The organism is Kitasatospora sp. RG8, from assembly GCF_017813315.1.
Classification (GTDB): Bacteria; Actinomycetota; Actinomycetes; order Streptomycetales; family Streptomycetaceae; genus Kitasatospora.
Window position 1 is genome coordinate 1 of the sequence record NZ_JAGIYX010000048.1, and the last position, 14,303, is coordinate 14,303.

At 72.8% G+C, this 14,303-nt stretch carries 14 protein-coding genes; 6 read left to right on the forward strand and 8 right to left on the reverse strand.

The window, feature by feature from the left end; translation table 11 throughout:
• The 3 genes from J5Y04_RS38765 to J5Y04_RS38775 all read right to left on the reverse strand — a co-directional run.
• Positions 1-861, reverse strand: an 861-nt coding sequence (locus J5Y04_RS38765) for an FG-GAP-like repeat-containing protein (RefSeq protein ID WP_245206345.1), incomplete at its 3' end; no start/stop codon positions are given.
• 236 nt (positions 862-1,097) lie between these two features.
• The gene (locus J5Y04_RS38770) at positions 1,098-1,373 is read right to left on the reverse strand and encodes a hypothetical protein (protein WP_209417244.1); all 276 of its coding nucleotides are present in this window, start codon (positions 1,371-1,373) and stop codon (positions 1,098-1,100) included.
• A 37-nt stretch (positions 1,374-1,410) separates the two neighbouring features.
• On the reverse strand, positions 1,411-1,647 hold the full coding sequence (locus J5Y04_RS38775) for a hypothetical protein (RefSeq protein ID WP_209417245.1): 237 nt from the start codon (positions 1,645-1,647) through the stop codon (positions 1,411-1,413).
• Positions 1,648-1,965: 318 nt separating this feature from the next.
• On the opposite strand from J5Y04_RS38775, the gene J5Y04_RS38780 reads away from it, so the two are divergent.
• Complete coding sequence (locus J5Y04_RS38780; protein ID WP_209417246.1) at positions 1,966-2,952, forward strand: LuxR C-terminal-related transcriptional regulator; 987 nt, start codon at positions 1,966-1,968, stop codon at positions 2,950-2,952.
• Between the two features lie 124 nt (positions 2,953-3,076).
• On the opposite strand, the gene J5Y04_RS38785 is transcribed toward J5Y04_RS38780, so the two are convergent.
• A complete protein-coding gene (locus J5Y04_RS38785; RefSeq protein ID WP_209417283.1) occupies positions 3,077-4,198 on the reverse strand; it encodes a HoxN/HupN/NixA family nickel/cobalt transporter in 1,122 nt (373 codons plus the stop codon).
• Between the two features lie 280 nt (positions 4,199-4,478).
• Between J5Y04_RS38785 and J5Y04_RS38790 the strand changes: the two genes are divergently transcribed.
• The 3 genes from J5Y04_RS38790 (at position 4,479) to J5Y04_RS38800 (ending at position 8,092) form a co-directional block, all read left to right on the forward strand.
• Entirely contained in the window at positions 4,479-5,444 is a 966-nt protein-coding gene (locus J5Y04_RS38790; RefSeq protein WP_209417247.1) for a hydrolase, read from the forward strand.
• A gap of 272 nt (positions 5,445-5,716) precedes the next feature.
• Positions 5,717-7,576, forward strand: a complete 1,860-nt coding sequence (locus J5Y04_RS38795; RefSeq protein WP_209417248.1) for a CocE/NonD family hydrolase — start codon at positions 5,717-5,719, stop codon at positions 7,574-7,576.
• Between the two features lie 42 nt (positions 7,577-7,618).
• Positions 7,619-8,092 carry a hypothetical protein gene (locus J5Y04_RS38800; protein WP_209417249.1) on the forward strand — a complete coding sequence of 158 codons (474 nt, stop codon included), beginning with the start codon at positions 7,619-7,621 and terminating at the stop codon, positions 8,090-8,092.
• Between the two features lie 358 nt (positions 8,093-8,450).
• On the opposite strand, the gene J5Y04_RS38805 is transcribed toward J5Y04_RS38800, so the two are convergent.
• A complete protein-coding gene (locus J5Y04_RS38805) occupies positions 8,451-9,455 on the reverse strand; it encodes a phosphotransferase (RefSeq protein WP_209417250.1) in 1,005 nt (334 codons plus the stop codon).
• A gap of 101 nt (positions 9,456-9,556) precedes the next feature.
• Between J5Y04_RS38805 and J5Y04_RS38810 the strand changes: the two genes are divergently transcribed.
• Complete coding sequence (locus J5Y04_RS38810; RefSeq protein WP_209417251.1) at positions 9,557-10,276, forward strand: aspartate/glutamate racemase family protein; 720 nt, start codon at positions 9,557-9,559, stop codon at positions 10,274-10,276.
• 45 nt (positions 10,277-10,321) lie between these two features.
• Here J5Y04_RS38810 and J5Y04_RS38815 read toward each other — a convergent pair whose 3' ends face one another.
• On the reverse strand, positions 10,322-11,530 hold the full coding sequence (locus tag J5Y04_RS38815) for a hypothetical protein (RefSeq protein ID WP_209417252.1): 1,209 nt from the start codon (positions 11,528-11,530) through the stop codon (positions 10,322-10,324).
• Positions 11,520-12,104: a SigE family RNA polymerase sigma factor gene (locus J5Y04_RS38820; protein WP_209417253.1), complete on the reverse strand. Its 585-nt coding sequence runs from the start codon at positions 12,102-12,104 to the stop codon at positions 11,520-11,522. Before J5Y04_RS38820 ends, J5Y04_RS38815 begins: the two co-directional genes overlap by 11 nt.
• A 166-nt stretch (positions 12,105-12,270) precedes the next feature.
• On the opposite strand from J5Y04_RS38820, the gene J5Y04_RS38825 reads away from it, so the two are divergent.
• Positions 12,271-12,855: a hypothetical protein gene (locus J5Y04_RS38825; protein ID WP_307853527.1), complete on the forward strand. Its 585-nt coding sequence runs from the start codon at positions 12,271-12,273 to the stop codon at positions 12,853-12,855.
• Between the two features lie 48 nt (positions 12,856-12,903).
• Here J5Y04_RS38825 and J5Y04_RS38830 read toward each other — a convergent pair whose 3' ends face one another.
• Positions 12,904-14,151, reverse strand: a complete 1,248-nt coding sequence (locus J5Y04_RS38830) for a hypothetical protein (RefSeq protein ID WP_209417254.1) — start codon at positions 14,149-14,151, stop codon at positions 12,904-12,906.
• Positions 14,152-14,303 lie beyond the last annotated feature (152 nt).

The window sequence follows — 14,303 nt, forward strand, 5'->3', positions numbered from 1 at the left end:
GGCCACGATGTCGTCCCGGCCGTCCCGGTTCAGGTCACCGACCGCCAGGTTGCCCATCCCGTTCCAGCCACCGTTGCCGATCACCACCCGGCTGCCCAACGTCCCCGTACCGGTCCCCGGGTAGGAGAACAGCTTGCCGGTCGACACCTCGACCGCCACCAGGTCCTTCTTGCCGTTCCCGTTGAAGTCACCCGCCGTCAGGTTCGTCATCCCGGGGTCGGCCGGGCCGTCCTCACGGATGGACTTGTTGCGGACCGGCACGAAGGTGCCGTAGCCCGAGTAGTACGGGTAGGGGATCTCGCGGTAGTGGACGCCGCTGCCGGTGAACTCGTAGCCCATGTAGTGGCTGGAGTCGGTCCACTTCTCGAACAGCACCACGTGGCCGTTGGCCCCGCTGTTGTCGTTGAGCAGCGCGTCGCCGGCCTTGAGCTCGCCCTTGCTGATGTGCTCGGTGACGCCCCGCGGGCCGAAGGTGTCGGTGGTCAGCGAATCGCCGAGCTTCCAGGCCATCGAGACGTAGCCCGAGCAGTCGGTGCGGTAGCCGTTGTGCGAGCCGGTCCAGCTGTATTCGAGGCCGATGCCGACCCAGGTCTTGGCGCGGCGGACCGCCTCGCTCCGGGTGACCGCCGGGGCCAGGACGGAGGCGGACGCCGACGAACCGTCAGCGGCGGGCGCCTGGGGGATTCCGACCGGCTGGCCGGCGCCGCCGTACTCGCCGCCCGCGACCGGGGTGACGGCGGCCGGAGCGGAGGCGGGCTCGGCGGCGAACGCGGTACCGCCCTGGACGACCAGGCCGAGCGAGAGCGAACCGGCTATGCCGAGGGCGACGGCGGACGTGCGGAGGTAAGCCTTGCGGGACATGAGCACTCCTGGAATGACATGGGGAAGAACGGTGCGGCGCGAGGGCGCACGGACCACCGGAGAGGGAGCGCCGGAGGAATTCCGGCACGACTTGGAGAGCCGCGGCATGGAGAGCTGCGGCATAGGAGAATCGCGAACAGAGGGCCGCGAACAGAGGGCCGCCGCGCGGAGGAGCGCGACGTGAACGGCCACTTCGCGGACGCGCGCCCCATGGAGGAGCGCCACGTGGACGGCCGTCAGCAGGCGAGGGAGACGCGCCAGGACTGGAAGGCCGGGGACCGCGAGAGGGCGGCGGAACACATGGCCAGCGAATGGGCGGGGGCGCTGTCGCCGCTCCCGCCGCTGGTGAAGAGGACGAGGTCGATCGAGTCCCGCCCGGCTCTCGACTGGACGTGCTCCAGGCCGCCGCACGGATCGGCGTGGGCCCAGAGCACGTCCTTCAGGACATGGGCGTCGGCGGCGGTGGGCACACGCCGGTCGGGGCTCGTCAGGGTGAGTCGGACAATGTGCATCGGGCTCGGTTCATGCGGCCGGTGCCGCGGGCGGCGGTCACTTCTTGTTGTCCCAGCTGATGCTGCCCGGGTCGCCCAGGCCACCCTTGCCGTCGCGGGAGAGGTCACCCGTGACGGGGTCGCCCAGACCGGGATCGCCCAGGCCGGGGTCGCTCGCCGCGGACACGCCCGCCACGGTGGCCGGTGCGGCAGAGGCGGCGACGGCAGGCAGAGCGAGCGTGGCCACCACTGCCGCAGCCGCGAGGACACCGGAGACGCGAGCGGTAATCCGCATGGAGAACAACCCCCTGGTTGATGGTCGGTCGGTACTTCGGACGGACGGCGGCTTCGTTCCCACCGTCCCACCGGCTCCGGGGCTCTGCGCCCCGCGGCTCGGTGATTCACATCCTGCAAGCCCGGACCGGTACTCCGGAAGGCCTCTTCTGAGGCATCATCAGGCCTGGCAGCATGGCGCCACCCCACTCGCCACCGCCGCCCGCGCCGCCCCACGGACGCATCGTCAGATCACCTTGCACACACATGTACGAACTGTGAGAATCGCACATGCGGCCTTTACAGACGGCCGCGCGCATCGTCGAGACCGGGGGTAATCGTGCTCGAAGTGCTGGGACTTGGCCCAACGGCGGAAGCCGTCTACGCGGCCCTGCTGGCCGAGCCCGGGTGCCGGGTCACCGACCTGTGCCGCCGGTTCGGCCTCTCCGAGACCGCCGTCCGGGAGGCCCTCGACCAACTCGCGGACCTCACGCTGCTGCGCCCCTCCCAGGAGGTCTTCGGCGCGCTGCGGCCGGTCAGCCCGGCCGTCGGCCTGGAGGCCGTGATCCGCCGCCAGGAGGACGAACTCGCCCGCCGCCAGCAGGAGTTGGCCGCCAGCAAGGCCGCCGTCGCGCAGGCCGTCGCCGCCTACGCGGACCTGGTGCCCAACACCACCTCGGACGCCACCGAACGCCTGGTCGGCATGGACGCGATCCAGGCCAAGCTCGAAATGCTGGCGCGCGACCTGCAGCAGGAGTTCCTCGCCGCGATCTCGGGCGGGGCGCAGTCCCAGGCCAGCATGGACGCCGCCCGCCCGCTCGACCAGGACGCGCTGGAGCGCGGTGTCGCCATGCGGACGCTCTACCAGGACAGCGCCCGCAACGACCAGGCCACCCACGCGTACGCCCAGTGGCTCACCGGGCTCGGCGGCCAGGTGCGGACGGCGCCGCTGCTGCCGCCCCGGCTGCTGGTGTTCGACCGGCACACCGCCGTGGTCCCGATCGACCCGACGCAGACGAGGCTCGGGGCCCTCTGCACGAGTGAGCCCGGGCTGGTCGCCTCCCTCGTCGCCCTGTTCGAACAGGCCTGGTCCACCGCCGTGCCGCTCGGCGCCGACCAGCCCACCCATCACGACACCGGCCTCACCCCGGCCGAACGCGACCTGCTCCGGCTGCTCGGGACGGGCCTGACCGACGAGGCCGCCGGCAAGCGGCTCGGGATCTCGGTGCGCACCGTACGCCGCCAGATGTCCGCCCTGATGGAGCGCCTCGACGCCGCCAGCCGCTTCGAGGCCGGCCTCAAGGCGGCCCAGCGCGGCTGGCTGTAGGAGGGCACCGGCCCCGGGACGACCGGCCGCAGGTACGACCGGCCGCCGGTACGGCGAGGGCCCGCCGACCCCGGGGTCTCCCGGAGCCGGCGGGCCCTCGTCCGCGTCATGGGCGGGCGGGCGGCTATTCGGCGTCGGTGGCCGCCGCGGCCAGCCCCGCCGACCACTTCTCCTCGACCCTGCCGAGCTTCCAGTACGCGATCGCGGCCGCCCAGGTCAGCACGAACAGGGCCACGATGGCGTACCCGACGAGGTTGAGGTCCAGCCCGCCGACCCAGGCGACCGGCCCGCTGGTGATGTCCAGCTTCTCGCCCAGCAGCCCGATCAGCTCGATCGAGCCGATGACCAGCGCGACCAGCACCGAGAGGCCGGTCACGGTCAGGTTGTAGTAGATCTTCCGGACCGGCTTGGAGAACGCCCACTCGTAGGCGAAGTTCATGAACGAACCGTCGATGGTGTCCAGCAGGCTCATGCCGGCCGCGAACAGGACCGGCAGTACCAGCAGCGCGTACCAGGGGAGCTGGAAGGCCGCCGCACCGCCGGCCAGGACCAGCAGCGAGACCTCGGTCGCGGTGTCGAAGCCGAGGCCGAAGAGCAGGCCGACCGGGTACATGTGCCACGGCTTGGTGACGGCCCTGGTCACCCGGCCCAGGATGCGGTTCATGAAGCCGCGCCTCTCCAGCTGCGCCTCCAGCTCGGCCTCGTCGTACTCGCCGTCCCGCATCTTGCGGAACACCTTGAGGATGCCGTTGAAGGCGCCCAGGTTGATCAGGCCGAGCAGCAGCAGGAAGGTCCCGGAGACGGTGACGCCGATCAGGCCGGTGGCCTCGTGCAGGGCGGAGTCGTCCGCCTCGACCTGCCCGGCGAGCGACTTGATCCCGAAGGCCAGCAGCGCGCAGAGGCCGAAGACGATCGACGAGTGGCCCAGCGAGAACCAGAAGCCGACCGAGAGCGGCCGCTTGCCCTGGCCCATCAGCTTGCGGGTGGTGTTGTCGATGGCCGCGATGTGGTCCGCGTCGAAGGCGTGCCGCATGCCGAGGGTGTAGGCGGTGAGGCCCATGCCGGCGCCGAACACCTGCCCGCCGACGTCGTAGTGCTCGGGCGCGATGACCGCGAGCAGCGTGACCCAGCCGATCAGGTGCAGGGCGAGGATGAAGCCGCCCATGCCGGCCAGGCGGATCCACTCCTCGCGGGTGAGCCGGTCGCGCCATCTGACGGCGGTGGCACCTGCGGCGGGGCTGGACATCGTGTCGTCCTTTCGGCGGTACATGCGGAGCCGGGCCATCTTTCCCTCGATGAGGAAGTACTTGCAAGTCATGCGCAACTACGGAATGGGGGCGAGCGGTGCACAGGGGCGCGAAGGGGTGCGTTCCGGAAGCGCGTACGCCCTCCCGAAGATCGTCATGCACCGTACAAATCCCCGTAACCTCCGAAACCTTTCACCTGCGCATCTACGCGCGGATACTCAGGTTCTACGCGCGAATACTCGGGCGCCGACACCTCAACTCCCCACGGAGGAACGGCAAATGATCCGCATTCGAACGGCTGCTGCCCTGGCCGCCTCGACTCTCCTCGCGGCAGGCCTCACCAGCCTCGCCCCCACCGCCTCGGCCACCCCCGCGGCCGCGACCGCCCCGGCCACCGCCACCACCGCCGTCAGCGCGACCCCCCACCGCGTGCTGTTCGACAACAGCAAGGGCGAGACCGCCGGCAACGCCGACTGGATCATCTCCACCGCCCAGCCCGACCCGCTGGCCCAGAACGCCAACCCCACCACCGAGAAGAGCTGGACCGGCGCCCTCTCCGCGTGGGGCGTCGCCCTCCAGAAGACCGGCCAGTACAGCCTCAAGACCCTCCCGGCCGGCTCCGCCATCAGCTACGGCACCGGCGCCGCGCTGGACCTCGCCAACTTCGACACCTTCGTGATCCCCGAACCGAACATCCGGTTCAGCACGGCCGAGAAGTCCGCCCTGATGCGCTTCGTCCAGAACGGCGGCGGGCTCTTCCTGATCTCCGACCACAACCAGAGCGACCGCAACAACGACGGCTGGGACTCCCCCAAGATCATCAACGACCTGCTCACCAACAACGGGGTGAACAACAACGACCCCTTCGGCTTCTCGGTCGACCTGCTCAACATCTCCACCGACAACCCGCGCGCGGTCAACGACGCCGCCGACCCGGTGCTGCACGGCCCCTTCGGCACCGTCACCGGCTCCATCCTGCGCGCCGGCACCACGTTCACCCTCAAGCCGGCCGACAACCCGTCGGTCAAGGGCCTGCTCTACCGCACCGGCTACAGCGGCAACACCGGCGCCTTCTTCGTCACCAGCAGCTACGGCTCCGGCCGGGTCGCGATCTGGGGCGACAGCTCCCCCGCCGACGACGGCACCGGGCAGTCGGGCAACACCCTCTTCAACGGCTGGAACGACCCGGCCGGCACCGACGCCGCCCTCGCGCTCAACGCCACCTCCTGGCTCAGCAAGGCGTGACGCCGGGGCCCGTCAGGGCGCGGCACCGGGCCTGCGGGGCCCGGTCGCCGGGCCCGGCCGGGGCGTGACGCCCGGACGCGGCAGGGCGTGACGCCCGGGCCCGCTCCGGCTCACCAGGAAATCGGCGGCATCCTCCCCTAGGGTCGGAATGCTGACGCCTGCGGCGCGGGCGGGCCCACCCGGCCCGCCCCGCACCGTGGCCCGCCGAGCGGGAACCCGCCCCAGCCGGGCTCCCGCCGACCCGGGACTCCCGGGACCCGATGGGAGCGGCCATGCCCTCGTACCCCTACCGCACCATCCGCGAGGACCTGCGCGTCCCGCTGCCCGACGGCACCGGGCTGTACGCCCGCCTCTGGCGCCCGGTGACCGACGCCCCCGTCCCCGCGCTGCTGGAGTACTCCGCCGGACGCCTCACCGACTGGACCGCCTCCGACGACGCGCGCCGCCACCCCTGGTACGCCGGGCACGGCTACGCCTCCGTCCGGGTCGACCGGCGCGGCCACGGCAACTCCGGCGGCACCCCCGACGACGCCACCGACCTCCCGGACGGGGCCGCCGTCGTCGCCTGGCTCGCCGGCCGCCCCTGGTGCAGCGGCCGGATCGGCCTGCTCGGCACCGGCCCCGACGGCGCCACCGCGCTGCGGCTCGCCGCCCACGCCCCCGACGCCGTCCACGCCGTGGTCACCGCCTGCCCCGAGACCGGCCTGCGCCCCGGCGGCGCCGTCCCCGCCGCCGACCTGCACGCCCGCGCCACCGCCCGCCTCGCCGACGCGGCCCGCCCGCCGGACCCGCAGTACCTCGGCGACGACTGGCGGCCCCGGTGGCAGGAGCGGCTCGCCTCCCTGGAACCGCCCTTCCCCGGCTGGCTCGCCGACGCCCCGCCCGACGACCCGCCCGCCACCGCCGCCGTTCCCACCCTCGCCGTCGCCGGCTGGGGCGACCCGTCCTGCGCGCTGCTGCTGCGCCTGCTCGCCTCCGGGGCCGTCCCGGTCCGTGCCGTCCTCGGCCCCTGGCCGCACGGCCTGCCCGACGAGATCCTCCCCGAGACCCTCCGCTGGTGGGACCACTGGCTCCGGGACATCGACGCCGGCGCCCTCAAGACCCCCGTCCTGCGCAGCTGGATCAGCACCCGCTGGACCGGCGAGGAGTCCTGGCCCTCCCCCGACGTCCGCGACATCCACTACGGCCTCGACGGCCCGCTGCGCACCGCCGGCACCGCCTCGGACGACCGCCACGTCCAGGTCCGCTCCCCCCAGCACACCGGGCTCAACGCCGGCGCCTACGTCCCGGCCGGCCGGCCCGCCGACCAGCCGCCCGACCAGCGGGAGGAGGACGGGCGCTCCGTCTGCTTCGACTCCCAGCCGCTGCCCGAGCCGCTCGAACTCCTCGGCACGCCGTCCCTGCGGCTGCGCCTGCGCCCCTCGCCCGCCCCCGGCCTGGTCGTCGCCCGCCTCTGCGACGTCGCCCCCGACGGCACCTCCGTCCTGCTCACCCGCGGCGCCCTCGTCACCTCCCCGTCGGAGCCGGACGCCACCGTGGAACTCGCGGCCGCCGGCACCACGGTCCCGCCCGGCCACCGGCTGAGGCTCGCCCTCTCCTCCACCTACTGGCCGTGGCTCTGGCCCGACCCCGACCCCGCCGGCTACGGCCTCGACCCGTCGCACAGCACGCTGACGCTCCCGGTGCGCCACCTCGCCGCCGACTCCGGAGCCGCCCCCGTCGCCTTCGCCTCCCCCACCCTCCCGCTCCCGCCCCCCGTCCACACCACCGAGCCCCTCACCGCCCGCCCCGAGCGCCTCACCATCCACGACATCGCCCGCCACGAGTGGCGCATCGAGCTCTCCCCCGCCGGCGACGGCACCCGCACCCACCCGGACGGCCTGGTCCGTGACGAGCACACCGTCACCGCCTACCGCATCCTCTCCGCCACCCCCACCAGCGCCCAGGCCCGCACCGACCGCACCGTCCGCCTCGAACGCCCCGCCATCGGCTGGGACATCACCCTCCAGACCCGCACCGAACTCCGCTGCACCCCCACCCACTTCCTCGCCCACACCCGCCTGACCGCCCTCGAAGCCGGCGACGTCGTCTTCACCCGCGACTGGCAGCAGCAGATCCCCCGGGAAGCGTGATCCGACACCTCGGGGGCAGACATCCGAGCTACTGTGGATGTCATGACTGCGGCCTACGAGGATGTGCCCTTCAGCGAGCTGCTCCACCGGCCCGCTGCCACCACCAGCAGACTCGACGCCGTCCGAGCCCTGAGACTGCGACGCCGCGATGCCGGGGATCTCGCCCTGATGCGCGTCGACCAGCTGGAACAGGACACCACCGTCGTCGACTTCACCGCGCGCCTGCTGACCGGCCTGGTGCGGACCGGGAACGTCACCGCCCTGCGCGCAGCCCTGCCCGAGGCCCTGCCATGGATCACGTTCCTTCCCGACGAGGATGTGGACGCCCTCCTCAGCGAGTTGGTGGACGTCGCACGCGGCGCGGTGGCCCTGGAGAACCTCGCCCCGATCGCCCTCCTGCTCACGCAGTGGCGCCACAGCGCGGAGGTCTACGCAGACCCCGCCCTGCACGCCCTCCTGACCCGGGAACCGGAAGGTGACCTCGGGCCCGTTCCCGCGCCAGGAGAAGCCAGGTGAGCCCCAAGCGCGGCGACCGGGCGGCACCTCCACCCGTCGACGACGAGTACGACCTGCGCTTCGCGAGCTCCGAGGCCGCCGAAGGCTGGGAGCAGCTGGCCCGCCAGGCCCCCGGCAACCTCCGCCGTGCGTTCGAGAGAATCCGCGCCACGCCGCGTGCCGGCGACCAACCCGGCCGCCGGCACCGTCTCAAGGGTGCCTTGGGGACCGGCACCTTCAAAGGCGCGGAGCTCGAACGTTGGCAGTACGAGGTCACCGGCGGCGGGCGCGTCTGGTGCCTCGTCGACGTCGCCGGTCGGACTGCCTGGATCACCTACGCCGGCACCGGCCACCCGAGGCCACCGACTGACCCGCAACCTCACTGCTGCGGTCGGCCCTCTGCCACCAGCGCCAGTGCCTCCCCCAGGTTGTACTCGGCGATCGCCCGCATCGCGTCGCGGTGCGGGAAGTCCCCGTCGAGCAGGCGCAGCGGGCCGGCGACGAGGGAGAGGCGCATCGCCAACGCGTAGAGGGCGAGGCGGTGTCGGTCGAGGTCCTCGGTGTGCAGGTGGTGGTAGTGGCTGCCGAAGCGGATCCGGAGGAAGGCGTGCTCCCATTCGGGGTCGAAGTGCATCAGCCCCTCGATGTCGATGAGCACCGGTTCGCCAGCCGTGTCCAGCAGCACGTGGTCGGGCCCGAGTTCGCCGTGCACCAGCCCGTACCGGGTGCGCGGGCGGACCGCCGCGTACCGGGTGTGCAGCAGGGCCGCGAGCCGGTCGCGGGCGGCGGCGATCCGCGCGTCCCGGCGGGCCGCCTCGGCGAGGTCGGCGAGGGCCCGGTCATGGACCAGCTGTTCGCAGGAACGGCCGTGTGACGTACCGCCGTTGTCGAGCAGCGCGAGCTTGCCGTAGGCCGCCGTGCCGCCGCTTCGGCGCAGCACGTCGAGGGTGTGGCCGAGCCGGGCCAGGACCGGCTGCGCCGCGCTCGGGTCGCGATCGAGGAGGGTTTCGAGGTTCTCGCCGGGGACGTCCTCGACCACCGCGGCGTCCGCGGGGACGTGGTCCCCGCTCCGGTCGGCGAGGTGCAGGCGCGGTGTCCGCACGCCGACGGCCGTCAGCCGCCGGTGCGCCGCCTCGAAGAGGTCGAGTCCGGAGGCGTGCGCCAGCGGGTCGGCGTCGTCAGCGACCGCGCCGGGCCAGTAGTTCTCGGCGTCGCCCCAGACGTACGCGACCGCCGTCCCGCCGTCGTCGAACGCGAGCCGGTAGACGCCCTTCTTGCTCCCGCCCCGCAGCCGTTCGACGCCGTCCAGCCGCCGCCCGGCCCCGTACGCCGCCCGTGCCAGAGCCGCCAGTTGCCCCTGCGTCACACCCGTCGTCACACCCATGCGCCGCTCTCCCCCTCGTCGTCGAAGCGGAGGACAGCATAGAGACTCAAAGCATTACTTATGACTTTACCGGCTCATCAAGGAAGTGTTTATATATATCCATGAAGACACTGGGCCTGATCGGCGGCATGAGCTGGGAGTCCACCGCCGAGTACTACCGGACGCTCAACCAGCTCACCCGCGAGCGCCTCGGCGGCCTGCACTCCGCCCGGCTGGTGCTCTACTCCGTCGACTTCGCCGCCGTCGAGCGCCTCCAGGCACAGGGCCGCTGGACGGAGGCCGGCGAGCTCCTCGCCGACGCGGCGCGCTCGCTGGAGGCCGCCGGCGCCGAACTGCTGCTGATCTGCACCAACACCATGCACCGGGTGGCCGACCAGGTCGAGGCAGCCGTCTCCGTCCCGCTGCTCCACCTCGCCGACGCGACCGCCGACGCCGTCCGGGCCGCCGGCCTGCGCCGGGTCGGCCTGCTGGGAACGGCGTTCACGATGGAACAGGACTTCTACCGCGGTCGGCTGGAGGCGCACGGCCTCACCGTCCTCGTCCCCGACGCGGCCGGGCGCGCCCTCGTCCACCGGGTCATCTACGAGGAGCTCTGCCTGGGCGTCGTCCGCGAGGAGTCGCGCGCCGGATACCGGCGGGTGATCGAGGAGCTGGTCGCCGCCGGCGCCGAGGGCGTGATCCTCGGCTGCACCGAGATCGAGCTGCTGGTCGGCGACGGGGACAGCCCCGTCCCGCTCTTCCCGACCGCCCGCCTGCACGCCGAGGCCGCCGTCGGGGCGGCACTCGCGGGCGACGGACGGCTCGCGGGCGACGGACGGTAGGCCCCGCGCCGCCGTCCCCTGCGCGGCGGCGCGAGGCCCACGGGCTCAGGAACGCCAGGACGGAGCGGTGACGATCGCCTTGAGCTGTTCGAGGCTGAGCGCGGGCTGGCCGGGCCGGGCGGTGTAGCCGTTCTCGCCGTTCTGCTCGAAGATCTCGATCTTCCGGCCGTCCGCGTAGTAGACCGCCGCCGACCAGTGCAGGAGCGGATCGGTCGCCGTCTTGCCGTTCCCGAAGCTGTTGGTGACGAGCAGGCTGCCGTCGGCCCGCTGCTCCCGCACCGCCAGCGGGCCGGCCGAGCCCTGCGACCCGGCGTACTCCTTGTCCTCCTGCCCCCGCTTGCCCGGCTGGGTGACGTCCAACGTGAGCATGCTGGTCCGGCCCTCGTAGGTCACCAGGAGGTGCGGCCCCGTCTTCCCGTCCTGCCCGGACGGCACCGCGCCCTGCGGCAGCAGCGGGACGAGCTTCGCCAGCAGCTCCTCGGCCTTCGGGCCCGGCTCCGGGGTCGGCGGCTTGGGCGGGTTCTCCCGGGCCGGCAGCGCGTCGAAGACCCGCTCCCAGGCCGGCGCGGTGACCAGGGCGCGCAGCTGGTCGGCGTCGAGCGGCGGGTTCTCCCGGTTGGTGTTCTCCCGCTGCCCGTTGTACTCGAAGACCTGCACCCGCCGGCCGTCCGCCGCTGCCCAGGTCGCCCGCCATTCGCGCAGACGTTCCTCCGACCGGTCCCGCAACTTGTCGATCACCAGCACGGAGCCGTCGGAGCCGGCCGTGCGCTCGCAGGAGTCCGTCGGCATGCTGAACGGATCCATGCAGACGGCGGCGGCGTCCGGGGTCAGCTCGGTGCGGTCGACGGTGTAGTGGATGATGCTCTCCCCCTTGCCGTCGTCGAGGTAGAGCCCGCCGTCGGTCCGGTACCTGTCGCCGGTGGCGCCGGGCACACCGGGTGTCCCGGCGTTCTCGAACCTGACCTTGCCCTGCGGCAGCAGCGAGGTGACCAGCTCCACCACCTCTGCGGAGGTCATCGGCCGCACCGGCTCGGTGGCGGGGCGGGCGTCGTCCGCCCCGACGCCGCCGAAGGCCGCGAAGCTCCCGACGGCCAGGACCACGACGGCCAGCCCGCCGGCCACGACCGCCAGCCGGCGGCTGCGCCGGACCCGGGCACGCCGCTCGGCGTCGGCGACGAGCCGGTACGGGGCCGGGTCCGGTGCCAGGTCCGCCGCAGCGCGCAGGGCCACCGCGAAGTCGTCCTCAAAGGGCATGGCGAACAACCGCCTTCACACTGGTCGGAGCGTTCGGTTCCCGGCCGGGCCCGGCCGTGGCGAGGTCGTCGCCGAGCGTGGCGCGCATCCGGGCCAGCGCCCGGCTGCTGCGCGAGCGGACGGCCGTGCTGCTCAGACGCAGTGCGGCGGCCGTCTCCTCGACGCTGCGGTCCTCCCAGAACCGCAGCACCAGCACGGCCCGGTCCTGCGCCGGTATCTCGCCGAGCGCCCTCAGCAGCGTCAGCCGCAGCGCCGGGTCGGGACCGTCCACGGCGGTCTCGGGCACGCAGTCGGTGACCCGCTCGGAGCTGCTGCGCTTCCTGCGGTACGACAGGAAGGTGTTGACCAGCACGGTCTGCGCGTACCCACTCGGATTGTCGAGGCGGGAGACCTTGCGCCACTTCACGAAGAGGCGGCCGAGCGCCTCCTGGACGAGGTCCTCGGCCAGGTGGGCGTCGCCGCCGGTGAGCAGGAAGGCGGTCCGCTGCAGGTGCCGGCCCCGGGACGCCACGAACGCCGGGAAGTCGGGCGGCGCCGGCTCGGCCGGTGTGTCCGCACTCGGTGATTGACTCATAACCCTTTAACGCCGTTGACCCGTGGTCATGTGGCACCCTCCGGACGATGATCCGGGACGGTGCGCCACCGGCCAAGGGCGGGCGCGTCGATCAGGCGTTCTAGACTCCCCGGATGAGCAACGACCCGTTCCGTCCCAGCTTCGACCCGGCCACCGGGGCGGCGGAGTGAGCCTCCCGCGGCTGGTCCGCGACGCGCAGCCGGAGCTGACCGCGCTCTGGCAGAGCCGCTGGCCCGCCAGCCCGCCGGTCGGGCACATGGTCAGCGACCCGTACTGGGAGGTGTGGGTGCGCTTCCACAGCCTGCCGAAGTCGAAGCGCTACCCCGACGACGAGGGCGAGTACGCCGTCGTCCTGGAGCGCTACAACACCGTCCTGGACGAGCTGTTCGCCGGGCGGGACGTCCACGTCATCACCTCCAAGTGGACGACCGGGCCCGACGCGCCACGGCACCGGCCGCGCGCGGGCTACTGGCAGACGTTGCTCACGAGCGACGACCCGAACCCGAACTTCCGCACCTACCAACACCTCTACGCCACCCGGCGGACCTGGCAGCGCGGCTGCCTGGACGGACTGCTGCGCGCCGTGGCCGACGACGCGGCCGCCGATGTGCTGATCACCGACACGGAGTTGGAGCGCATCCACCACCCGTACGACGGCGGCGCCGACGTCCTGCTCACGAGCCCGGAGGAGCGCGACCGGCTCCGCGAACGGCACGCGGACTGGCTCTCCGAGCACCCGCAGGGGCTCTGACCGCGCGGCCGGCCCCGGCACCCCTGCCGGGTGCCAGGGCCGGAGGGGTCAGCTGGTGGTGAAGAAGCCGGTCAGGTCGGTGATCAGGTCGAGCGGGCCGCCGGCGTTGAAGACAGAGAAGGTGCCCCCGTTCACCCCGGTGGTCACCGAGTTGGCCGAGGTCAACGCCGGATAGACGTTGAGGTTGGAGGTGTCCGGCCGGCTCGGGCCCGGATACACCCTGAGGTGTCCCTGGGTGGAGACGTTGGTGGCCGTGACGTTGGTCTCGACGGCCACGACAACGGGGGTGGAGCCGTCCGACGAGAGGACCGGGATCTGCTTCGTCTCGTAGGAGCCGAGCGCGCGGCCGGCGACGCGGCTGTCGAACTGCCGGACGGGCGTCTTGAGGGCACGGAACAGGCCGGTGCCCGAGGGACCGTAGTAGCCGACGACGTCGACGACGACGTTCACCGCGCCGGCGTTGTTGTAGATGTTGATCCGCCCGCCCTCGCCGACCGGCACCACCACCTGGTTCGGAGTGCTGCGCCGGATCGGGACGTTGATGTTCGAGCCCTCGGCCGGGCGGGCCGTGCCTCCGGGGTAGACCGTCACGAAGGTGTCGGCGGTGGCGTCGGTGGCGGTGACGTTGAGGACCACCGCGCGGGCGTCCGCGGTACCGAGTTCGGGACGGGCGACCTGGATCGTGCGGGCCGTGCGGCCGCCGATCGGACCGGCGGGGCCGGTCCGGGTGTCGGTGACCCGGGTCGGGGTCAGCGGGGCGAACTTGTCGCCCGCGCCGGGCTGGTAGTAGCCCACCACGTCGAGGATGACGTCGGTCTGCCCGGCGCTGTTGAAGATGTCCACCGTGGGCCGGCTCGTGCCCTGACCGAGCGCGACCGTGACCAGGTTGGAGATCGTCTGACCGGGGGTGAAGTTCACGCTGGAGGTCTCCGGCGCTCCACCGCCCGCGGGCGCGCCGCCTCCGAGCGCGAGGTAGCCCCTGGCGGTCTGGTTGGTAGCGGTCACGTTGACCACCACGGCCGTCGCGTCGTGCGGGATCACATCGCCCTGCAGCGGCGCGACGTAGTGCTCACCGGGGCCGATCGGCGTGCGGGGCGAGTGGTTGGGCGTGTTGTCGGTCCGGGTGTCCAGCATCCGGGTCGGGGCCATCCCCACGAAGCCGCCCGCGTCGGTGACGCTGTCGGACCAGCCCGACGCCGCGGTCGGAGCTGCGACGGCCGGCGAGACGGCCAGAACGGGAACGGTCAGGGCGAGGGCCGTGAGGACGGCGAAGGCGGTCGTGTTGCGGGCGCGCATGCTTGGTTCCCCCCAAGTAAGGCTGCTGGACTGATAGTTCCGGATGCTCCGGTATCTCTAGGACGTCCGACCCCGGCCGAGGTTGCAGGTCGGTCCGAAAGTTCTCTGCGGGCGGCTCCCGGCCCCCGCAACGACCCGCAACGACCGAGGCC

What these genes read in the sequence shown, in the direction of transcription:
- J5Y04_RS38770 (WP_209417244.1), bottom strand. Translation starts at nt 1,373, where the DNA reads ATGCACATTGTCCGACTCACCCTGACGAGCCCCGACCGGCGTGTGCCC.
- J5Y04_RS38775 (WP_209417245.1), bottom strand. Translation starts at nt 1,647, where the DNA reads ATGCGGATTACCGCTCGCGTCTCCGGTGTCCTCGCGGCTGCGGCAGTG.
- J5Y04_RS38785 (WP_209417283.1), bottom strand. Translation starts at nt 4,198, where the DNA reads ATGTCCAGCCCCGCCGCAGGTGCCACCGCCGTCAGATGGCGCGACCGG.
- J5Y04_RS38790 (WP_209417247.1), top strand. Translation starts at nt 4,479, where the DNA reads ATGATCCGCATTCGAACGGCTGCTGCCCTGGCCGCCTCGACTCTCCTC.
- J5Y04_RS38795 (WP_209417248.1), top strand. Translation starts at nt 5,717, where the DNA reads ATGCCCTCGTACCCCTACCGCACCATCCGCGAGGACCTGCGCGTCCCG.
- J5Y04_RS38800 (WP_209417249.1), top strand. Translation starts at nt 7,619, where the DNA reads ATGACTGCGGCCTACGAGGATGTGCCCTTCAGCGAGCTGCTCCACCGG.
- J5Y04_RS38805 (WP_209417250.1), bottom strand. Translation starts at nt 9,455, where the DNA reads ATGGGTGTGACGACGGGTGTGACGCAGGGGCAACTGGCGGCTCTGGCA.
- J5Y04_RS38810 (WP_209417251.1), top strand. Translation starts at nt 9,557, where the DNA reads ATGAAGACACTGGGCCTGATCGGCGGCATGAGCTGGGAGTCCACCGCC.
- J5Y04_RS38815 (WP_209417252.1), bottom strand. Translation starts at nt 11,530, where the DNA reads ATGCCCTTTGAGGACGACTTCGCGGTGGCCCTGCGCGCTGCGGCGGAC.
- J5Y04_RS38820 (WP_209417253.1), bottom strand. Translation starts at nt 12,104, where the DNA reads ATGAGTCAATCACCGAGTGCGGACACACCGGCCGAGCCGGCGCCGCCC.
- J5Y04_RS38830 (WP_209417254.1), bottom strand. Translation starts at nt 14,151, where the DNA reads ATGCGCGCCCGCAACACGACCGCCTTCGCCGTCCTCACGGCCCTCGCC.